The 19604-nt window shown below is 68.0% G+C and carries 17 protein-coding genes; 6 read left to right on the forward strand and 11 right to left on the reverse strand.

What is annotated here, in order from left to right; translation table 11 throughout:
- Positions 1–130 precede the first annotated feature (130 nt).
- The 4 genes from DKM19_RS53080 (at position 131) to DKM19_RS25970 (ending at position 5410) form a co-directional block, all read left to right on the forward strand.
- Complete coding sequence (locus DKM19_RS53080) at positions 131–712, forward strand: DUF6444 domain-containing protein (protein WP_369986509.1); 582 nt, start codon at positions 131–133, stop codon at positions 710–712.
- An 878-nt stretch (positions 713–1590) separates the two neighbouring features.
- Positions 1591–4335, forward strand: a complete 2745-nt coding sequence (locus tag DKM19_RS25960; protein WP_110699003.1) for a LuxR family transcriptional regulator — start codon at positions 1591–1593, stop codon at positions 4333–4335.
- The gene (locus tag DKM19_RS25965) at positions 4335–5189 is read left to right on the forward strand and encodes a metallophosphoesterase (protein WP_110699004.1); all 855 of its coding nucleotides are present in this window, start codon (positions 4335–4337) and stop codon (positions 5187–5189) included. Before DKM19_RS25960 ends, DKM19_RS25965 begins: the two co-directional genes overlap by 1 nt.
- A 32-nt stretch (positions 5190–5221) precedes the next feature.
- Positions 5222–5410 (forward strand): hypothetical protein, encoded by a 189-nt coding sequence (locus DKM19_RS25970; protein ID WP_162641760.1) that lies wholly within the window; start codon positions 5222–5224, stop codon positions 5408–5410.
- Between the two features lie 51 nt (positions 5411–5461).
- On the opposite strand, the gene DKM19_RS25975 is transcribed toward DKM19_RS25970, so the two are convergent.
- The 5 genes from DKM19_RS25975 to DKM19_RS25995 all read right to left on the reverse strand — a co-directional run bounded on the left by DKM19_RS25975 (position 5462) and on the right by DKM19_RS25995 (position 11385).
- Positions 5462–6868 (reverse strand): cellulose binding domain-containing protein, encoded by a 1407-nt coding sequence (locus DKM19_RS25975; RefSeq protein ID WP_110699006.1) that lies wholly within the window; start codon positions 6866–6868, stop codon positions 5462–5464.
- 117 nt (positions 6869–6985) lie between these two features.
- On the reverse strand, positions 6986–8263 hold the full coding sequence (locus tag DKM19_RS25980; RefSeq protein ID WP_239514483.1) for a beta-N-acetylhexosaminidase: 1278 nt from the start codon (positions 8261–8263) through the stop codon (positions 6986–6988).
- A 9-nt stretch (positions 8264–8272) separates the two neighbouring features.
- A complete protein-coding gene (locus tag DKM19_RS25985; RefSeq protein WP_110699008.1) occupies positions 8273–9097 on the reverse strand; it encodes a carbohydrate ABC transporter permease in 825 nt (274 codons plus the stop codon).
- Complete coding sequence (locus tag DKM19_RS25990; RefSeq protein WP_204358223.1) at positions 9094–10074, reverse strand: carbohydrate ABC transporter permease; 981 nt, start codon at positions 10072–10074, stop codon at positions 9094–9096. The genes DKM19_RS25985 and DKM19_RS25990 overlap by 4 nt, the downstream gene beginning before the upstream one ends.
- 39 nt (positions 10075–10113) lie before the next feature.
- Positions 10114–11385, reverse strand: a complete 1272-nt coding sequence (locus DKM19_RS25995; RefSeq protein ID WP_110699009.1) for an extracellular solute-binding protein — start codon at positions 11383–11385, stop codon at positions 10114–10116.
- 166 nt (positions 11386–11551) lie between these two features.
- On the opposite strand from DKM19_RS25995, the gene DKM19_RS26000 reads away from it, so the two are divergent.
- Positions 11552–12277, forward strand: a complete 726-nt coding sequence (locus DKM19_RS26000; protein ID WP_089210015.1) for a GntR family transcriptional regulator — start codon at positions 11552–11554, stop codon at positions 12275–12277.
- 150 nt (positions 12278–12427) lie between these two features.
- Here the strand turns inward: DKM19_RS26000 and DKM19_RS26005 are convergent, their stop codons facing one another.
- The 6 genes from DKM19_RS26005 to DKM19_RS26030 form a co-directional block, all read right to left on the reverse strand.
- On the reverse strand, positions 12428–13762 hold the full coding sequence (locus DKM19_RS26005; RefSeq protein ID WP_110699010.1) for a hypothetical protein: 1335 nt from the start codon (positions 13760–13762) through the stop codon (positions 12428–12430).
- Positions 13763–14165: 403 nt separating this feature from the next.
- The gene (locus DKM19_RS26010) at positions 14166–15464 is read right to left on the reverse strand and encodes a helix-turn-helix domain-containing protein (protein WP_239513592.1); all 1299 of its coding nucleotides are present in this window, start codon (positions 15462–15464) and stop codon (positions 14166–14168) included.
- Between the two features lie 502 nt (positions 15465–15966).
- Positions 15967–16398, reverse strand: coding sequence for an ester cyclase (locus DKM19_RS26015; RefSeq protein WP_110699012.1), 432 nt, complete (start codon positions 16396–16398; stop codon positions 15967–15969).
- A gap of 114 nt (positions 16399–16512) precedes the next feature.
- A complete protein-coding gene (locus tag DKM19_RS26020; protein ID WP_110699013.1) occupies positions 16513–17373 on the reverse strand; it encodes an ABC transporter permease in 861 nt (286 codons plus the stop codon).
- Positions 17333–18205, reverse strand: coding sequence for an ABC transporter ATP-binding protein (locus tag DKM19_RS26025; protein ID WP_110699014.1), 873 nt, complete (start codon positions 18203–18205; stop codon positions 17333–17335). Before DKM19_RS26025 ends, DKM19_RS26020 begins: the two co-directional genes overlap by 41 nt.
- On the reverse strand, positions 18202–18657 hold the full coding sequence (locus DKM19_RS26030; protein WP_110699015.1) for a MarR family winged helix-turn-helix transcriptional regulator: 456 nt from the start codon (positions 18655–18657) through the stop codon (positions 18202–18204). Before DKM19_RS26030 ends, DKM19_RS26025 begins: the two co-directional genes overlap by 4 nt.
- A gap of 362 nt (positions 18658–19019) precedes the next feature.
- Between DKM19_RS26030 and DKM19_RS26035 the strand changes: the two genes are divergently transcribed.
- Positions 19020–19487 carry a hypothetical protein gene (locus DKM19_RS26035; protein ID WP_110699016.1) on the forward strand — a complete coding sequence of 156 codons (468 nt, stop codon included), beginning with the start codon at positions 19020–19022 and terminating at the stop codon, positions 19485–19487.
- The last annotated feature ends 117 nt before the right edge of the window (positions 19488–19604 follow it).

Consider the following 19604-nt stretch of genomic DNA (forward strand, 5'->3'; position numbering starts at 1 on the left):
CGCGACCACCGGCTCACACCGGGCTCTTGAAAAGTAACCATTCAGAAGCTCGTGATAATAGTGACGTGAATGCCGCGCGAACGGTGGGATGGTCTTCGGATGCCGAAGACTCCGGAGCGTCGCCCGGGATATGACAAGCCGGCCGCGCCGATGGTCCGGCAGATGGTTGCGACCGAGGCCCAGCGGAAGACGATGGCGTAGTTGGATCGACCGTGTGTCGCGTGAGCGGGTCGCAGCGCTGGACAAGCTGGAGGCCGAAAACGCGGGGTTGCGCGAGCGGGTCGCCCGGCTGGAACAGATGATCTCGCGGAAGAGCGGGAACTCGGGGACACCACCCTCCGCTGACGCCCGGCCCGCAAGACGCAGCCAAAGAATGAGCCGCCAGAGCGGGCACCGCCGATCTGGCTCGCGACCAGGGCAAAGACACCCTCGACTCGGGCACCGGGACATGTGGATCCGCGGCTTTCAGCACGGCGTCCGGGTCGGCCCGGCCGAACCGCCCGGGATCCCCGGGCCCGCCGACACCGTCACCCAGCCACTCGGGTGGGTCCTTCCTGAGGTGCTCCGCGACCGTGAAGGCGACGTGCCGCGCTGCGACCATCATCTCCGAGTGCCACCCACCAGCACAATCAGGCCGAACGCGACACCCACCTCGGCCACCTCTGGATGCCACCCGACCCCGCATCCGTCTGATCCTCCACTGGCGCCATGATCTGTCACGGCAGAAGACGATCACGCTCCGCGATCACTCCGCACCCGAATGCACCGGGGTTGAATGCGTACCGCGCCGACTTGTGCGCTCATCCGACCGGCCCCTTGACAGGAGGAAGCGTCCTCGCCAGACTCTGAATTCAAGTTCACTGAACTTGGGGTCGATGAACCAGGGCCCGGTATTCGACTTTCGAATGGTGCGGTCCCTGAGTAGTCGAACCTATTCCGAATTGCACCGCCTGTAGCATTGGGGGCTCTTCGCAACTAGGCAGAAAGCGTGTTGGCTTCACCATCTTCTGCAAGGAGTGATCGGGGCACCATAGATCGCCCTGCTTGACATTTCATCAGGTCAGGGCACTTCTCGTCACTCGCCGCAACGAGTCTGTGACGAAGTTTTGCAACCAAGTGATTACATAATCTGCACAGCTGCGAAGAGTCGCATTGAGTCGCCTGCGCGTCCGCGACATACGGATGGGAGCCCTGCCGCTCCGAATAGCATGTTTCCGCTCTTCGCAACTGGATATAAAAGTGTGTCGATCCCATTATGCTGCCAGGCGATCGGGTATCATCGGCCCTTTGTATGGCATTTCAGCAGGCCGGAGGCACCTGCTGTCGCCCAGCACGAAAAGGTCGCGACGCGGTCGGGTAAACGAGTGGCTCGAATTCCACTCGACTGCGAAGAGCCTTGTTTGTTCCAATCAGAGCGATATCTTGTCTCGCAGAGGTTAAGGCTTGCTTTGTCCTTTGCCTCGCGAGACACAATATCGCGTCTGCCCATGGCCGGGATCGGAAAAAATTCTCCCGCCATAAGCAATTGCCATCGCCATTATCAAGCCACGGGGTGCACGTCAGGCTTGCTCGGGGAAGGACACTCAAGACTTGTTAGTCGAACGAGAAGTCCAAATTGCGGAGCTCAGTACTTCTTTTTCAAATCAAGGTCTCTCCTTCGGATGTATCGGTCTCATCACCGGAGGTATCGGATGCGGCAAGACCGAACTCCTTGAGGAGGCCGCCCGGCGTGCCAGAGACGCCGGCTTCCGTGTGATCAGCGCAAGCTGCTCCACCCTGGAACAGTCGCTGCCGTATGCCATGATCGATCAACTCTTCCGTGACCTAGCGCTCGCCGGTGAGCTTCCGCTCATGCCCGACGCGCTGCGCCCGGCGCGCGGTGACACCTGGCCTTCTCCCGAACTGCTGCGCTTCTACCACGAGGTGCTGGCCACGATCGCGGCCAGCGGGCCGGTGTTGCTGGCCATCGACGACATCCAGCACGCCGACGAGCCTTCGCTGCGCAGTCTCCTCTATCTCTACCGGCGCTTCCAGGGCTCCCCTGTCACCGTGATGGTCACTCATGGCGCGCAGTTCGGCATTGACGCCACCACGCCACTCGGCGAACTGCTGTTCCAGCCGCGGATCAACCGGGTCACCGTGGGCTCGCTCAGCAGGGAGGGCGTCTGCCAGCTGATCCGGTTCCAACAGGGAGGGGAGCGGCGTGACGTCGATGAGGTCGTCGCACTCACCGGCGGCAACCCGCTGCTGGCCAAGGCACTGCTCCAAGACCCGGTCTCGGCGAGGGCAGCGAACTCAGTCGGCGACTCCTTCCTCTACGCGGCACTCGCCTGCATCCACAGCAGCGGCACCGCAGGGTTGCGGACTGCGGGAGCCATGGCGGTGCTGGGCGGCAACGTGTCCGTCGAACTGCTCAGCAGGCTCACCGGTCTGGAGACACGCATCACGAAGCGGCTGATCCAGGCGCTCACCGACTCCGGCATCCTCTCCGATCGCGGCTTTCACCATCCGCAGGTCCGAGCCGCCGTGCTTGACAACCTGTCCACCGACGAGGCGGCCGAGCTCCATCACCGGGCGGCCGTACTCCTGCACGAGGAGGGCGCCCCTAATCTGGTCCTCGCCCACCACCTGCTCGCTGCGGGGAAACTCAGCAGGCCCTGGGCTACCCAGGTGCTCATCGAGGCGGGCCGCGAGGCTCTGCGGACCGACCAGGTGTCACTGGCCCTGAAGTGCCTGCGAGTCGCGGAGGAGCACGCGGCGGACGAGCGGGAGCGCCTGATCATCAACACCGAACTGGCCACGTCCGTGTGGCGGGTCAAGCCGGAGGTCGCGGCCCGGAAGCTCAGCGCGCTGGCCGAGCCCATCAGCCAGGGCAGGCTGCCCTCTGCCCGTTTGCTGGCCATGGTGCCTGGCATGCTCTGGCATGGTCTCGAGAAGGAAGCCGTCTCCGCGCTGGAGTTCGTCGAGGCCTCAGGGCCGACCGACCCGGCCCTGAAGCTTACTCGCGACGCGATGCTCCTGTGGATCCAGTGCAACTATCCCGGAGTGGCCACCCGGATCGGCGGCCTGATCGAGAGTATCCCGGCGCACCCTCCCACCTCACCGTCCGTTCCCGACCATTCGGGGTATGCCGCGCTCTGGGCGCTGGCCTCCGTCGTCCAGGGCAATCAGATCGACACGGCCGTGGCCACGGCTGAGCAGGTGCTCCAGCGGGTGCGCATCGGTGACAAGACCCTCGAGTCGTTGACCGCCGCTATCTCGGCCCTGCTGTACGCGGGGCGGCTGGATCTCGCCGACTCGTGGTGCGAGCGGCTGGGGAGCGAGGCGGCGGACCGCAAGGCCCCGACCTGGCAGGCGGTGTTGTGCGCGCTGCGTGGGCAGGTCGCGCTACGGCGGGGCGATCTGCCCACGGCCTCCCAGCTGGTCGACGAGGCGCTGCGTCTGACGTCGGCGTTGGGTTGGGGGGTCGGCATCGGGCTGCCGCTGGCCACCGGGATCGACGCGGCCATCAACAAGGGCGACTACCAGACGGCCGAGAAATTAGTCCTCCAACCGGTGCCGGAGCGCCTCTTCGAAACTCGTTTCGGCCTGCACTACCTGGTTGCCTGCGGCCGCTACCACCTGGCGCAGGGCCACTTGCAGGCAGCGCTCGCGGATTTCCTCAGCTGCGGCGAGCGAATCAGATCCTGGGGAATCGACTCCACCGCGCTGGTGACCTGGCGCATCGGGGCCGCCGAGACCTGGTTACGGATGAACAACCGCGAACGGGCGGTACAGCTCATTGAGGAACATCTCACGATGACCAACTCGAACCAGTCCGGCGTGCGGGGTGCAGCGCTCCGGGTCCTGGCAATGACCGCGCCCCCCAGCCGGCAGCAGAAGCTGCTGGCGGAGGCACTGGAACTGCTCCAGGCAAGCGGCAACCGTTACGAGATGGCACTCGTCCTCGCCGACTTGAGCAGCCTGCACCGGGGGCTCGGCGATCCTGCGCGGGGACGGATCTACGCCCGCCGTGCCTGGCGGATCGCCAAGGACTGCGGGGCGGCGGCTCTGTGCAGATCGCTGTTCCCCTCCGCGCACGACCGAATGCTCTCCTCGGGCCCGGACGACCTGACCACGACCGAGGTGATCGGATCCCTGACCGAGGCGGAGCGGCGGGTCGGCGCGCTCGCGGCGCAGGGCCACTCCAACCGCGACATCGCCGACCAGCTGTTCATCACGGTGAGCACCGTCGAGCAGCATCTGACTCGGGTCTACCGAAAACTGGATGTCCGCCACCGGCAGGACCTGCCTTCCAGCCTGGCCTTCGACGAGCCGGACAGGAACACCGCCTGATGGCCGGAGCACAAGGTCGCCTCCTCGCGACCAGCGACCTCCATGCCGGCGTGGCCGACAACCGGCGCATCGTCGAATCCCTCCGGCCGGAGGCCGCGGCGGACTGGCTCATCGTCGCGGGCGATGTGGCCGAGCGGAGCGACGACGTGGCGTGGGCGCTCCGACTGCTCGCGGAACGGTTCGAGCGGGTGATCTGGACACCTGGCAACCACGAGCTCTGGACTCCACGCGAGGACCCGGTCCAACTCCGCGGCGAGGCCCGTTACCGCTTCCTGGTGGAGCTCTGCCGGGACCTGGGAGTCGTTACACCGGAGGATCCGTTCCTGATGTGGCAGGGGCCCGGCGGGCCTGTCGCGGTCGCGCCCATCTTCACGCTGTATGACTACACGTTCCGGCGGCCGCGGTCGATGAGCAAGAAGCAGTCGTTGGAACTGGCCTACGAGGCCGGGGTCGTCTGCACGGACGAATTCCTGCTGCACCCCGACCCCTACCCGTCGATCGAGGATTGGTGCTCTGCGAGGGTCGCTGAGACCGAGCGGCGACTCGCCGAGCACGACCCGGCGATACCCCTGGTGGTCGCCGGGCACTGGCCCCTGCTGCCCGACCTCACGAAAACCCTGTGGCGGCCGCAGTTTGCCCAGTGGTGCGGCACCGAGTTGACCGCCCGCTGGCATGTCCGCTTCCGGCTGGAGGCCGTCGTCTACGGCCACCTCCACATTCCTCGGACGACCTGGCACGACGGCGTGCGGTTCGAGGAGGTCTCGATCGGCTACCCGCGCGAATGGCGGCGACGCGGACATCCCATGGGCTTGCTGCGGCAGATCCTGCCATCCGCCGGAGCGGGGACCGCATGATCGAGGGTATTCTGCCGGACCTGGTGTCTTGCGTGAGCACGCGGAACGACGAAGTGCCCCCGGATGTGCCGTTCCCGGAAGAGACGGAGATCGTGCGGAACGCGGTGCCGAGGCAGTACCGGGAGTTCTCTGCCGTACGCCGATGCGCCCGCCAGGCCATGGCCGGCCTGGGTCTGCCACCCGTCGCCGTGCTCCCCGAGCCGCGCGGCGAGCCGCTTTGACCGGAGGCACCATCGCAGCCGCCCTGCGATGGTGCCTCCCTCATGCGTCCGTCAGGGGTTGGGGACGGTGTCCTTCCAGGTCGTGGCCGTCGTACGGTAGCCGTTCACCCGGTTGACGACCTCGGCCGGGGCGACCACTTCGTTCTTGCTGAAGTAGAACCAGTCGACCTGCTGGTTGTAGGCCCGCGGGGTCGAGCTGCCGACGAGTCCGCCGCCGATGAACCAGAGGTTGAAGTTCACCGACTGCGGCGTCTCGGGGTAGTAGATGTCGCCGTGCTGGGCGAAGAGGACGCCGTCGATGTAGTACTTGACGTTCCCTCCGGCGACCTGCAACACCAGGTCGTGCCAGCCGTTGTAGCTGGCCGTCTGCTCCTGGTGGACGTTGACCGCCAGCCAGGGCTCGTTGCGGTAGGTCTCCCAGGTGGTGGCGTACATGATCGGGCCCTGGGCGCCCCAGCCGCCGTTGGGCAGGTACTCGAAGTCCTGTTCGCTGTAGTTCGGGTCGAGGTCGGCTGCGAGCGGGGTGATCGTGAAGAAGGTCTGCACGATGTTGTCGCCGTCGGGGCCGCTCTCCGGCGTGTCGGAGAACTTCACCCGGGCGGCGTAGGTGCCCTCGAAGAACTTGCGCTGGTTCAGGAACTCCGACTGCGAGGTCCCGCCGGTGGTGCCGTCGGTGGCGGCCCGAAGCTGCAGGGCCTTGTTGCCGGTGCCGATCGACGGGAAGGTGACGTTGGAGGCGGGCCAGCTCGCGCCGGGCACGCCGGGACCGCCGCTGTTGGTGCGGACCGTCCAGTTGTGCGCGGTGATGGCCGGGTCGGCCGAGCCGGTGTAGGCGAAGTCGTCGAAGACCACGCCGTCGCCGCCGGGGTTGGTGGGCGGAACCGTCGGGGTCGGGGTCGGGGTGGGCGACGGGCCCGTTCCTCCCGCGGGCGGCGTGCCCCACGCGAGGCTGCCACCGGTGTAGACGGCGACCTTGGTCCAGTCGCCGTACGTGGTCCGGGCCGCGCTGAAGGAGTAGTCGTCGCTCTGGGTCAGCGTCTGCCAGTCCGCCCGGTAGAAGCGGAGCTGGAGGTCACCGGTCGAGGCGCCGGCCGCGAGGGTGCCGGCGGTGAAGCCCACCTCCAGGTAGCGGTCGGCGGTGGCCGTGCCGGGCGAGAGGGTGCCGAAGACGCCGGTCACCGTGGAGCAGGACAGGACCGCCCAGGAGCAGGCGAAACGGTACTGCTGCGCGGCGGAGTCGGCCTTGAAGTAGTAGCGGATCTTCACACCGCTCAGCGGCACGGACGTCGTGCCGGAGTTGACCAGGTTGAACCATGGCTCGACCTGGTCTGCGGTGGCGCCGGTGGCGCTCGTCCTGTACTGCAGCCGCAGCGACTGCGCGGCGCTGGCGGGGGTGACGACGGCCAGGGCGGCCAGCAGTGCGGCCACCAGGCCGCCCCATAACAGTTTCTTGAACAATGCCTTCCCTTTCAGGGTGAGGGGTCCCCGAGTCCTGTGGGTCGAGCGGGCCGGCGTCGACGCCTCGCGCCACCCGGTTGTGGGCCGGGCGGGCGTCGGACGCCCCGGGCCGCTCGGCTACGGGTTGAGCGGGCCGACGTTGACGCCTCGCGCCGCCAGGCGGGCGAGGTGCGCCTCGAGCCTTCCGAGGAAGTCCGGGTAGTCGCCGGCCGTGCCCCACGCGACCTCGGCGAAGGCGCACAGGCGGGGGAACGCCATGTACTCCACCCGCGCGGGCGTGGGCATGTACTCCGTCCAGAGCTGGCACTGCACCCCGAGGATCCGGCCGCTCGCCCCCGCGGGCGTCTCGGGCGGGGTGAAGCCGTAGGCGTCGGCGAGGGTGAGCGCGAACCCCTGAGGGCCCGGCACATCGGACGGATAGTCGAAGTAGGTGCGGCGGTGCGGCGTGAGCACCACGTCCAGGCCCTCGGTCGCGGCGCGCGGGCCGCTCTCCTCGTCCAGCCAGGTCATCGCGGTCGTGCCCGGCGTCGCACCGGGCTTCTCGTACCAGTAGACGAGACGGCGTCCCCGCTCGGTGAGATGCTCGGCCATCCTGCCGGTGAACCAGGCCCGCGCGGCCCCGGCCCCCGGCAGGCCGAGCTCGCGCAGCCGCCGCTGGGCGGTCTCGCTGCGCTCCCACTCCGCCGGGGGGCACTCGTCCCCGCCGACGTGGACGTACTGTCCGGGGAAGAGGTCCACCACCTCGTCGAGCACGTCCGTGCAGAACCGGAGCGTGGCCTCGTCCAGGTTGAGCACGTGCTCGCTGACCCCCCACCCGTCCCAGACCTCGAGCCGGCGGGAGGGCTGGTTGCCGAGGCGGGGGTAGGCGGCGATGGCGGCCTGGGCGTGGCCCGGCATCTCGATCTCGGGGACGACGGTCACGAACCGGTCGGCCGCGTAGGAGACGATCTCGCGGATGTCCTCCTGGGTGTAGAAGTCCCCGCTGACCTCGGTGAGCCGGGGGTAGCCCTTGATCTCCAGACGCCAGCCCTGGTCGTCGGTCAGGTGCAGGTGCAGGACGTTGAGCTTGTGCAGCGCCAGGAGGTCGATCAGGCGGAGCACGAAGTCCTTGGGCATGAAGTGCCTGGCGACGTCGAGCATGACGCCCCGCCAGGCGAACCTCGGTGAGTCCTCGATGATCCCGTACGGCACGTCGGGTCCGAGCTGGCCCAGCGTCTGCAGGGCGTAGAACCTCCCCGCGGGGCCTCCGGCGGTCAGTTCGGCGGCGGAGGCCGTGACCTCGAGACGGTAGCCCTCCGCGCCGAGCGACGGGTCGTCGGGACGGTGCCGCAGGAGATCGTCGTGGAACGGGACGGAGCCCCCGGGTACGGCCAGTTCACGTGGCCGCGGAATCATCACGTTGGTTTATCCCTTCACCGCGCCGGCGATCAACCCTGAGGTGACCCGGCGCTGCAGGACGAGGAAGATGGCGAGCACGGGAAGCATGAAGAGCGTGGCGGCGGCCATGGTGGCGCCCCAGTCCGTGCCGAAGACGTTGCTGAAGGAGGAGAGCCAGACGGGCAGGGTCCTGTCGGCCTGGTTCTTGATGATGAGCGCGTTGGCGAAGGCGAACTCGTTCCACGCGGTGATGAAGCCGAAGAGCGAGGTCGACATCAGCCCCGGCGCCAGCAGCGGCAGCACCACCCTGCGGAAGGCCGCGGTACGGCTGCAGCCGTCCATCTGGGCGGCCTCCTCCAGCTCGGGGGGGATGGCCGCGATGAAGCCGCGCAGGGTCACGATCGTGAACGGCAGCGTGGTCATGAAGTAGATCAGTGTGAGCATCGACAGCTTGTCGAGCATGCCGGTGTCGCGGGCGACGATGTACATCGACACCAGCAGCGCCTCCCAGGGCGCCATCTGGGCGATGAAGACCATCAGGATGAAGGCCCGCCGCCCGCGCCAGCGCATCCTGGCCACCGCGAAGGCGGCCAGCAGCGCGACGACCAGCGCGAGCAGCACCGCGCCCACCGTGATCGACAGGCTGTTGCCCCAGAAGGTCCAGAATCCCGGTGTTCCCACGGCCGTCGTGAAGTGCTCCAGCGTGGGGTGCGCGGGCCAGAAGGTCGGCGTCTCCGACATGATGTCGGTCGTCGGCTTGAACGCGGTCAGCACCATCCAGTAGACGGGGAAGACCGAGACCGCGAGGACCCCGAGGGCCGCGAGGTTGAGCAGGACGCGGCGCGGCCTCATGCTTGCTCTCCTTCGTGCTTGAGCATCCGCCGTAGGTGGGTGATGAGGACCGCGATCAGGATCAGCACGGTGAGCGTGGACACCGCCGAGCCGAGGTCGTACTTGTGGAGCGACTGCGCGATCTGGAAGGCGTAGACGGGCAGCGTGGTGGTGGCCTCGTCGGGTCCTCCCTTGCTGATCGCCCAGATCTGCGCGAAGCACTTGAAGACCCAGATCACCTCCAGCGAGACGATCAGACCGAAGAGCGGGCGCAGGATCGGGAAGGTGACGGAGCGGAAGATCTGCCATCCGCTCGCGCCGTCGATCCGCGCCGACTCGTACAGCTCGGTGGGGACGGTGGTCAGCCCCGCATACAGGGTCAGCGCGGCGAACGGCACCGACTGCCAGACCACCAGCGCGACCAGGATCGCGAAGGTGGAGTTGCCGTCGGCGAACCAGGTGTAGTCCTTGAAGGAGTCGAACCCGAGCGTGACCAGCAGCCAGTTGACCACCCCGAGCCGCGACTGGAAGAGCCACTGGAAGATCGTCGTCGCGGCGAGCACCGGGGTGGCCCAGGTGAGGACCATCCCGCTCATCACCGCGAGCCGCATCCAGCGCCCGAGCCTGGGCAGCATCAGCGCGACCAGCGTCGAGATCAGCGTGATGAGGACGACGTTGACGGCGGTCCAGACGAGGGTCCGCCGCACCACCGTCCAGAACTCGGCGCCCCCGAGCACCTCGGCGTAGTTGTCGAAGCCGACGAACGCCGCCCCGCCGCGGATGAGCTCTCCCAGCCTGAAGTGCTGGAAGGAGATCACGACGCTGCGCACCAGCGGGTAGACGAGCAGGTACGCGGTGCCCGCCAGCGTCGGCGCGATCAGCAGGTACGGCCAGAGGTCGGCCGGCCTGAACCGTCTCGGAGCCCGGGGCGGCGGGGTCGCCTCCGGGGTGCGGGGACGCGGCCGGGTGGCCTGGGGTGCGGCGGGCACCGGGGACACAGCACACTCCTCAGGTGGTGGAGCCGGCGAGGGGGCCGGTCAGGACTTGGTGTTGAGGATGGCGGTGATGGCCTCGGAGGCCGCGCCGGCGTCGGCGGTGGCATCGTCGCCGGTGAGGAACTTGGTCATGTATTCCTTGATCAGGTTCTTGGCCTCGACCGCCGCCCAGTTGGGCGAGTTGGGGGTCGCGTGGCCGTTCGCGGCGCCCGCCGCCATGGCGGCGGTGGCCTCGTTGCCGCTCAGGACCCCGGCGAAGGAGACCTTGTTGGGCACGTAGCTCATCTCCTTGGCCATGTCGAGCTGGAACTCCTCCCCGGCCAGGGCCTTGACCACCTCGTAGGCCTCGTCCTGGTGCAGGGAGGCCTCGGGGATGACCAGGTCGGACCCGCCGGTGAAGACGGCGCCCGGCTTGTCGGCGGTCTTGCCGGGGATCGGGAAGAAGCCGAGCTTGCCCTTCAGGTCGGGGTTGGCCTTCTCGATCGCCACGGCCCCGCCGGGGGCCGAGATGAGCTGGGCGACGTCACCCTTGGCGAAGACGGTGGCCTGCAGCGGCTTGGCCTCGTCGGAGTCCTTGGGACCCTCGCCGAGGGCCTGCAGCTTCTTGTAGAACTCCGCACCGGCCAGCGCCTGCGGCGTGTTCAGCGCGCCCTTCCACTGGTCGCCCTCCTTGACCGCCAGGTCGCCGCCCTCGTCCCAGATGAACCCGGCGAGGGTGTACCAGTTCTGGCCGGGCAGGTAGATGCCCTGGTCGCCGCCCTTGTTGAGCTTGGCGGTGACGTCCAGCCACTCGTCCCTGGTCTTCGGCGGCGTGGTGACACCGGCCTTGGCGAAAAGGTCCTTGTTGTAGATCACGACCCGGTTGGCGGCGTACCACGGGATGCCGTACTGCCGGCCGTCGATCTTGCCGGGCTCGGCCAGTCCGGGGATCCAGTCGGCGCCGCCGAGGTCGGCGACCTTGTCGGTGAGGTCCTTCACGCCGCCGCTGGCGGAGTACTCGGCGACCTGGGTGTTGCCGACCTCGATCACGTCGGGAGCGTCCTTGCTGGCCAGAGCGCTGATCACCTTCTGGCCGATGCCGTCCCACTCCTGGATCTGGATGTCGAGGGTGACGCCGGCGTGGGACTGCTGGAAGGCGGTCTTGAAGCGGTCGAGCACGGGGTCGGAGAAGCTGTCCCGCATGACCCAGACGGTCAGCTTGGTGGCACTCGCGCTCGCGGTCCCGTCCGGGGCGGCCGCGGTTTCCGACGAGGAGCTGCACGCGGTGAGGCCGACGGAGAGCGCCGCCGCCGTGGCGAGTAAGCGGTACCTCATGGGTTCTCCCAGTGGTCAGTTATTGGTAACCCGATGAGAGGAGAGTGGTCTTAACCAGTTGGCATGTCAATAGGCGTAATAAACCAGTGACTTGCCGATTCACCAGGGAACCCAGCTACCCGCACTGGTAAGTTGTTGGTAAGGTCCAAATGTGCAGACAACGGGGTTGAATCTTCCAACGGGGCTCAAACGCGACCGGGTCAGAGACTTCCTGCTCGACCTCATCGCCGACAAGGAGCCAGGCAGCGCCATCCCGTCCGAACGGGACCTCTGCCGGGAGCTGGGCGTCTCACGCCCGACGCTGCGCGCCGCGATAGACGGGCTGGTGCACCGGGGCATCCTCATCCGCGAGCACGGCCGGGGCACGTTCACCGGCCCTCGCAAGGTCACCCAGGTCCTCGCGGCGGGGAGCAGTTCCTTCCACGCCCCCGCGGCCGAGGGCCACTGGCTCAGCCGCATCCTGGAGTTCGACTCGGCCCCCGCCACCGCCAGGCTCGCCCATCGCCTCCAGGTCTCCCCCGCCGACCCCGTCCTGCGCGTGGTACGGCTGCGCACGGTCGACGACGAGCCCATCGCGATCGAGCGCATCCACCTGCCGCACGCCCTCGTGGCCGGCCTCGGACCCGACGACATGGAGTCGGGTAACTTCTACCAGTTCCTCCGCACCCGATTCGGCGTCGACGTGCGCAGCGCGACCCAGAGCATCGAGCCGACCGTCACCGACGAGATCGAGGCCGAGCTGCTCAACGTGCCCCAGCACGCCCCCGCCCTGCTCATCGAGCGCACCTCCCGCGACTCAGGCGGGCGGATCGTCGAGTTCACCCGCTCGATCTATCGCGGCGACCGCTACCGGATCACCTCCGAGCTCCACTTCGACACCTCGTCGGGCTGAGTGGCCCGGGTGGGGCCGAGTGGTCCGGCCCGCACGCGGGTCGTGGACGCCGCCGTGGGGGCGGCACCCACGACCCGTGATCGGCTCGTTTTCCTGCCACTTCCTACAGCGCCGGGCGCCCGTTCCCGCCGTGCGTCCCGGTGCCCGCTCCTACAACTCCGCGCACGTCAGGGCCTGCCGCAGCGCGGCGTGCCTCTGATCCGACTGTCCCGCGCCGTCGTAAAGGTCGGCGACGGCCATCCACGCCTCCGAGGCTCGCCGCAGCGCCTTCATCCGCTCCAGCTCCCGCGCGGCCCCGGTCTGCGCGGCCACCGCCTCCTCCACGCGCCCGAGCGCCTGATAGACCTGCGCCAGCAACTGGTGCGCCTCCACCGCCACCGGCCCCACCACGCCCGCCAGCTGCTCCACCGTCTTCAGCCCGCGATCGAGGGCACGCTCTGGCCTGCCCCGTAGAAGATCGACGCGGGCCAGCGACAGCAGGCACGAGGCGATGTCGCCCGGGTGGGCCGAGGCCGCCACCAACTCCGCATGCGCCTGGGTGAGCATCCGATCGACCTTCTCGATATCGATGTCCTCCACGGCATACAGCAAAGCGTGTATGGCCATGCACATCCGGAGCCGGCCCACCTCCAGTGGATCATCCAGGGTGGCCTGCAGGCGGATGGCCCGGTTGCTCAGGTGATCGGCTTCCAGGAAGTCACCGAGGACATGGGCCACCACCGCGCTGTTCCAGGACGCCGCCACGATGGCCCGAGGCGATCCGAGCCGGTCGGCCTCCTCCAGGAGCTGGGTGGCGAACTGCGTCATCCGCTCGCGGTCACCGCGCTCGATGTAGGCCGCCAGCAACGTCGAGGCCAGTTCCACCAGCCGGTCGGTCCATCCCAGAGGCTCCTCACGATCCAGGGCCTCCTCGCCGACCCGTACGGCAGCCGGCAGCTCACCCGCCTCGCGATGGCACCGGCACAGCGCCAGAGCGATCGACATGCGCTGCTCGCGAAACTCCACCTCCACGTCGGCCAGTGCGGCCTCTATTTCGGCACGCACCGAGCACGCCTCCTCCAGCAGCGTTCTCAGCTGCTCGATCGCCGCCGGCCAGTTGCCGGTGACCTCCAGCGCGCGAGCCGATCCGTATCCGACACGCCGGCGCAGGTCGGGCAGGAACTCGAGCGCGGGCTCCGCGCTCAGTCGCGCGAACTCCTGTCCGGCCTCCTGGACCTCTCTCGCGCGCAGAGCCGTCTCCGCGCGACCCATCCGCGCGTACAGCTCGGCCACCTGCTGATCGGTGATCACATGCCCCGGAAAAGCGAGGGGACGGCTCAACCTCTCCGGCAGGATCCGCAGCTCTGCGACATCGGGGTCGCGCGCATCGCGCTCGATCGTCTTCACCTCCTCCTCGGGCAACCCAGGCCCCGGAATTCGCGATACGGCCACGCCGCGCTGCTGACGCAGTTCCCGCAGCCGCTCGCCCACGTTCTTGCCGATCACGCTGTACTCCCTGGACGCTGCCGGATGGAGACCTGCGCGGACCACTTCATCAGCGCATCCTAAACACCACTAAGCCATAACCGCACAGATGCCGCAACCGGCAGTTGTGTCACTTAGCGATACGCGAGACAATCCTCACGAAGATCCACAAAATGCGATCGCGATGGAGATATCTGTGAGAACCGGACGACGTTTTTTGGTCGGAATCACGGCCACGGCCGCCCTCTGTTTCGGATTGCCCAGCACGGCATCGGCGGCCTCTCCGTCGACTTCGAGCTCGCCGGCGACAACCTCGTCGCAGCACGGCGGCGGCCTGTGCTGCGGGACCTGATCTGACCCGCCCGTAAAAGAGCCGCTGGGACCCCGCGGCTTCGCCTGCGACCCCGGGGTCCCATCCGCGCTCTTACACCCCCACGCAGGCCAGCGCCCGCCGGTAGGCGTCCACGCTTCGGGCGGGCTCCTCGATCCGTTCCAGAGCCTGCGCGACGGCCAGCCACATTCGCGCGGTCCGCGGAGTGGCGGGCGCTCGCGCCAGCCACTCGGCCACCGCCGTCAGCTCACGCATCGCATCTTGAGGCCGTTCCAGCTCGACCAGTGCCCGGCCCGCCGACAGGCGGGCCTCGACGGCCGATTCCTCGGGAAGACCCTCGGCGATCCGCAGGAGAGCCGTGACGTGCTCCGCGGCTCTGTCGGTGCGACCTCGCAGCAACTCGGCGTTGACCAGGTTCGTCACGCATCGCATCGCGTCGATCGAGGCCGCCGGATCGCCGGCGAGCTCGGCCTCCATCTGCTTCACCAGCGTGCGCACCGACGCGGTGTCCACGGAGGAGGCGCTCAACACGATGCGGGCGCGATCGCTCCGAAGCCGGCGCAGGCGGCCCGGGTCACCGGCATCGCCGTAAACGACAATGGCTCGTTCCACATGCCTGATCGCCTCGGTGCCGCGGCCGTTCTCCACCGCCAGGAGTGCTGCCACCCGGTGCACGGAGGCGAGCAGCGAGGCATCGCCGACGAGTTCGGCGCCCACGAGCAACTCGCCGCAGAACTGGCTGCCCCGCAGCAGATCACCCCGTTCGATGTAGGCGGCGAGCAGTTTGACGCCCAGGCGCACCAGCCCGTCGCTCCACGCGGGGCGGACGGAGCCGTCCACCATCTCCTCGGCGACCAGCACGGCCCGCGTCAGGTCCCCGCTGTGGCGATAGCACCGCGACAGCGCACAGGCGACGCTCACCAACTCCTGGGTGGACATGACCCTGGCGTCGCGTTCCCGAACCCGGGTCAGCAGTTCGATCGCCTCACTCCACTGACGGCACGACTGCATCGCGTCCGCCAGCCCGAGCTCGGCCTCACGCCGCAGCGCGGGAAGTTCAACCAGGACCTCGTCGGCCACCAGGCTGGCGTACTCGGCGCGAGCCCTGTCCGTCTCACCGCTGTCCAGCGCCGTTCGCGCGCTCTGCAGGCTGAGCTCGATCTGCTCCCTCTGCTCGGCATTCACCCCGCTGACCAGATAGGACAGGGAACAGTCGAGCTTTTCGGCCAGTAACTCCAGGACCGAAGGCGTCGGGACTCGTTTGCCGCTCTCGATGAGGGACACATAACTGTCCGATAATTCAGGATGAGCGAGTTGCGCCTGTGAGAGGCCGCGTTGACGGCGGACCGTTTTGATTCGTCCCCCAGGCCCAGTCAAAACTTTGCTGGCCACGTCACCCCTTGGAAGCCTTGGATCAGGCGATCCAGCCCCGGCAACGGTCCTGCGACTCGGGACGGTGCCCTACACCCCGTCGTCCCCGCCATCCCCGCCACGGCTGCATTCGCCGTCAAATGTCATGCTATGACCCTTACAAGTTACATTACTGATCATCACGGAGAGGGCGCATTGTCATGTCGGGTCTGCGTCAGTACGTTTCGCCCAATCAAAACCCGTTCGCATTTCCCTTCCGCATCATCCAGAACGGCCGCTGACGCGGAGATGCGGGATACGGAGGTCGACGCACCGCCCCGCACGGACGGGCGGAGGCGGGGCTCCGTGCCCGCCTCCCCCGCGCCATGGCGGTCGCCGGTGCGGCAGCGTGCCGCCGGGTGCGCTCGGGCGGCTCACCGAAGAGCGCTCGAACCGGGGCGCGCAGGTCATCGGTGATGGAAGAACCGCCCTCGGCGGCTGCTTGACCGAGGCGCCCGCGGGAGATGCGCCTCCGGAACGGACCCTAGTCGAACGACTCCGAGGTGGAAGGAAGCCGGAGACCGAGCTGGCTGTAGACCTCCAGCTGGTCATAGTAGACACGCTGGCTGACGATGAGGTCGTCCGCCAGCGTGAACACCCAGCACGTACGGATGTTGACGGCTCGCCCCGTCGCCTGGAGCACCTCACCCCCCGCCAGGAGGAACGGCCCCCCATGGGCGCCCGAGGCCAACGCCTCGATCATTACGAGGTCACCGCACACGACCTTCTCCCAGACCGTCATGCGCAAGGCGGGAAAACCCTCGAAAAGATGCATATGGCAGGCCGCGATCTCCTCCAGGCCCTCTGCCTGAAGCTCCGGCCCCACAACAACTGCCTGAGGGCTGTAACACCGCATCGTCGCGGCTAGATCGCGAGCGTTCATCGCACTTACCAGATGGTCCACGACATGTGACATCGCGGGAACCCCCTTTCTCGCGTGCGTACGTCACGCTACTAGGGCCTTGGCAAGGTGGGGCATAACAGAAGGTAACCGTAAGAATGGATAAAAGGTCGGTGATTTAGACCTCCGTCAACGCGCCAGCCGCCCCAGCAGACAGGACGCCGCCGTGATGCCGACCGCCGCGGCGACGATCAGGACCGCAAAATCCAGCGGCAGGTGGGAGGGAGTGCCCAGCAGCAGGCCGCGCAGGGCGTCGACCTGGTAGCTGAGGGGGTTGATCGTGCTGACGGCCCGGAGCCAGTCGGGCATGATCGCGACCGGGTAGAGCGCGTTGGAGGCGAAGAAGAGCGGCATCGTGATGGCCTGGCCGACGCCCATCAGGCGGTCGCGGGTCAGGACGATCCCGGCGATCGTCATCGACAGGCAGGAGAAGAACGCCGAGCCGAGGATCACGACCGCGGCCACGCCGATCAGGCGCAACGGGTTCCAGGTCAGGGACACGCCCAGCGCCGCGGCGATGACGACCACGACGACCGCCTGGATGAGCGCCTTGACCCCCGCCGCGAAGGCCTTGCCCGTGACCAGTGCGGCCCGGGGGGTCGGAGTGACCAGAAGCTTGGTGAGAACGCCCGCGTCGCGCTCCCAGATGATCATGATGCCGTAGAAGATGGCGATGAACATCGCCGACTGGGCGATGATCCCGGGAGCCAGGTAGTCCAGGTACGGAATGCCCCCGGTCGGGATCGCCCTGATCCGGGTGAACGTCTCACCGAAGATCAGCAGCCACAGGGCAGGCTGGACCGCGCGGGTGTAGAGCTCGGTGCGGTCGTGACGCAGCTTCTGCAGCTCCACGACGCACATCGCGGCGACCCTGGCCGGCAGCACGCGCCATCCCGCGCGGGCGCGCGGCGGGACCAGCAGCAGATCAAGCCCCAGGGCGCCGGGGCCGTCAACCGACACGGGACGCGGTTCTGCGGGTTCGGCGGACATCACGGAACTCCCCTCCTTCTTCGTCAAGACCACTGCCCGCGACGTCCCTGAAGACGTCCTCCAGCGTCGGCGTCGAACCGTCGTCGCGGCGGGCGCGCAGATCGGCCACCAGCTGATCGGGTGTGCCGAGTGCCCGTATGCGCCCCTGGTGCATCAGCGCGACCCGGTCGCAGTACTGCTCGGCCTCGTCCATGTAGTGGGTGGTGACCAGGACCGTCATCCCCGTGGCGGCTCGCACCGCCATGATGTGCTCCCACACGCTGGTACGGGCGATGGGGTCGAGCCCGATCGTCGGCTCGTCGAGCATCAGCAGGCGTGGCGCGCTGATCAGCGCCTGGGCGAGTTCGAGGCGGCGCACCATGCCGCCGGAGTACGTTCCCGCCATCCGGTCGGCGGCGTCGGCGAGCCCGACCGCCTCCAGCGCCTCGGCGACGCGGGCGGCGCGCTCACGGCGGGAGACGTCGAAAAGGCGTGCGAACAGGGCGACGTTCTCCCGCCCGGTGAGGCTCGCGTCCGCGGAGAGCTGCTGGGGGACGTAGCCGAGCAGGCGGCGCACCGCCATCCGTTCTCTGGTCGCGTCATGGCCGAAGACCCGCACCATGCCGGACGGGACCGGCAGCAGCGTGGTCACGCAGCGGATGACGGTGCTCTTGCCCGCGCCGTTGGGGCCGAGCAGGCCGAATATCTCGCCGGAGGCGACCGACAGGTCGAGACCGTCCACGGCTTTCACCTGGCCGAAGGAGTAGCTCAGGTCGCTGCAGGTGACGGCGTCCCGGGCAGCCTCACCCGCCGTCGTTCCGGGGTCGGCGACCGTCTGCGCGTCATCGCTCATAGTTTCTCCACTTCCTCCTGCAGGCCTTCCGCAAGTCTGTAAAGCGCCGGCAACGCGGCGGCCAGCGCCGCCCGGTCGGCCTCTCCGAGCCGCTCCACCTGATCGCGAACCAGCGCGACACGCCGCTCCTGCCAGTCCCGCAGCTGCGATTCGGCCTCGGGGGTGGGCAACAACAGCGCGGACCGGCGGTCCTCGGGGTCGGTCTCGCGGCGTAGCAGACCGGCCGCCCTGAGCTGGTTGACCAGTGTGGACACCGAGTTCCCCGCCAGGTAGAGCTCCTTGGCCGCCGCCGACACACCGATCCCGGGGTTGGCCGCGACCAGCCGCAGCAGCTCGACCTGGGCGCCACGCAGCGGCGGCCTGCCCAGACCGTGGCGCAGCCTGCGCCGGATGAGCCGCTGGATGCCGAACAGAACGCCGGAGAGGGCGTCGGGGAGATCTGCTGTACCCATGCAGAAATGTTAGCTCTGCTTACGACATAATGCGAATAATCAGTTATTTCAGGACAAAAGCATGGGGTCAGAGATCGACTTCCCCCTCACCCGACGCCACACAGGTGACGAGTATTGAGACCGAAGCGCTCCGGCTCCGAGACGACCGGATGGCGGATGCGTGGGCCGACGGGCGAAGCTTCACAGGGCTCGACGGACGGGCCCAGACCCGCCGTGGTGGGCGACCTCGGTCCATGGCCGCCGGGTTGCACTCGACCTGTGGTCGAACCACCCCGCCTGTTCACACGGCCGTGTCGTAGCGGTCTCACAGACCATCGTCCAGGCGCTCCGGAATGTGCCACGATCGCAGGGTGATGACAGCGATGCGGGTTCTGATGGCCGTGGCCGGTTTGGTGCTGGCGCTGGGCGGACCGCGGATGCCGAAGGGCGGCGGAGTGCTGGACGGATTCGTGATCGGGCACGTTCCCCGCGAGGTGGGCCCGAGCACGTCGGACTTCGAATCCGAGCCGGAGGAAGGGGTCCGGTTCACCTCAAGGGTCTCGGAAAGAGAGACGGCCGACGGGGGGCACTCCGTTGACCTGATGGTCATCGTCATACGCTCCGACGGCTTGGCCACGCTCGGCGACCTCCGCGACTTCATGTCGGCGTATCACGAGCGCGATCCGGCCTCGTGGACGAAGGTCCAGGTCGGTTCCCGTCCCGGCCTCAAGGATGCCGGGAGGGTGTTCTGGCTGGTGGAGCCGGGCGTCGCGATCTCCGTCATGATCGACATCGCCCGGTTCGGCGCCGGCGAACTGATGACGGTGGCCGAGAGCGTCCGCAAGCAATGACGGCCGGCCGCAAGACCGGGCCATCGGTCCAGGTCACCGACTCGGGCCGGGCGGAGAGCGGGTCGCCGGGCGATCCCCGGGAGACGGCCCACGCGGGCCGTACGGAATGCCGTGCCA

Source organism: Streptosporangium sp. 'caverna' (assembly GCF_003203775.1).
GTDB classification, from domain to species: Bacteria; Actinomycetota; Actinomycetes; order Streptosporangiales; family Streptosporangiaceae; genus Streptosporangium; species Streptosporangium subroseum.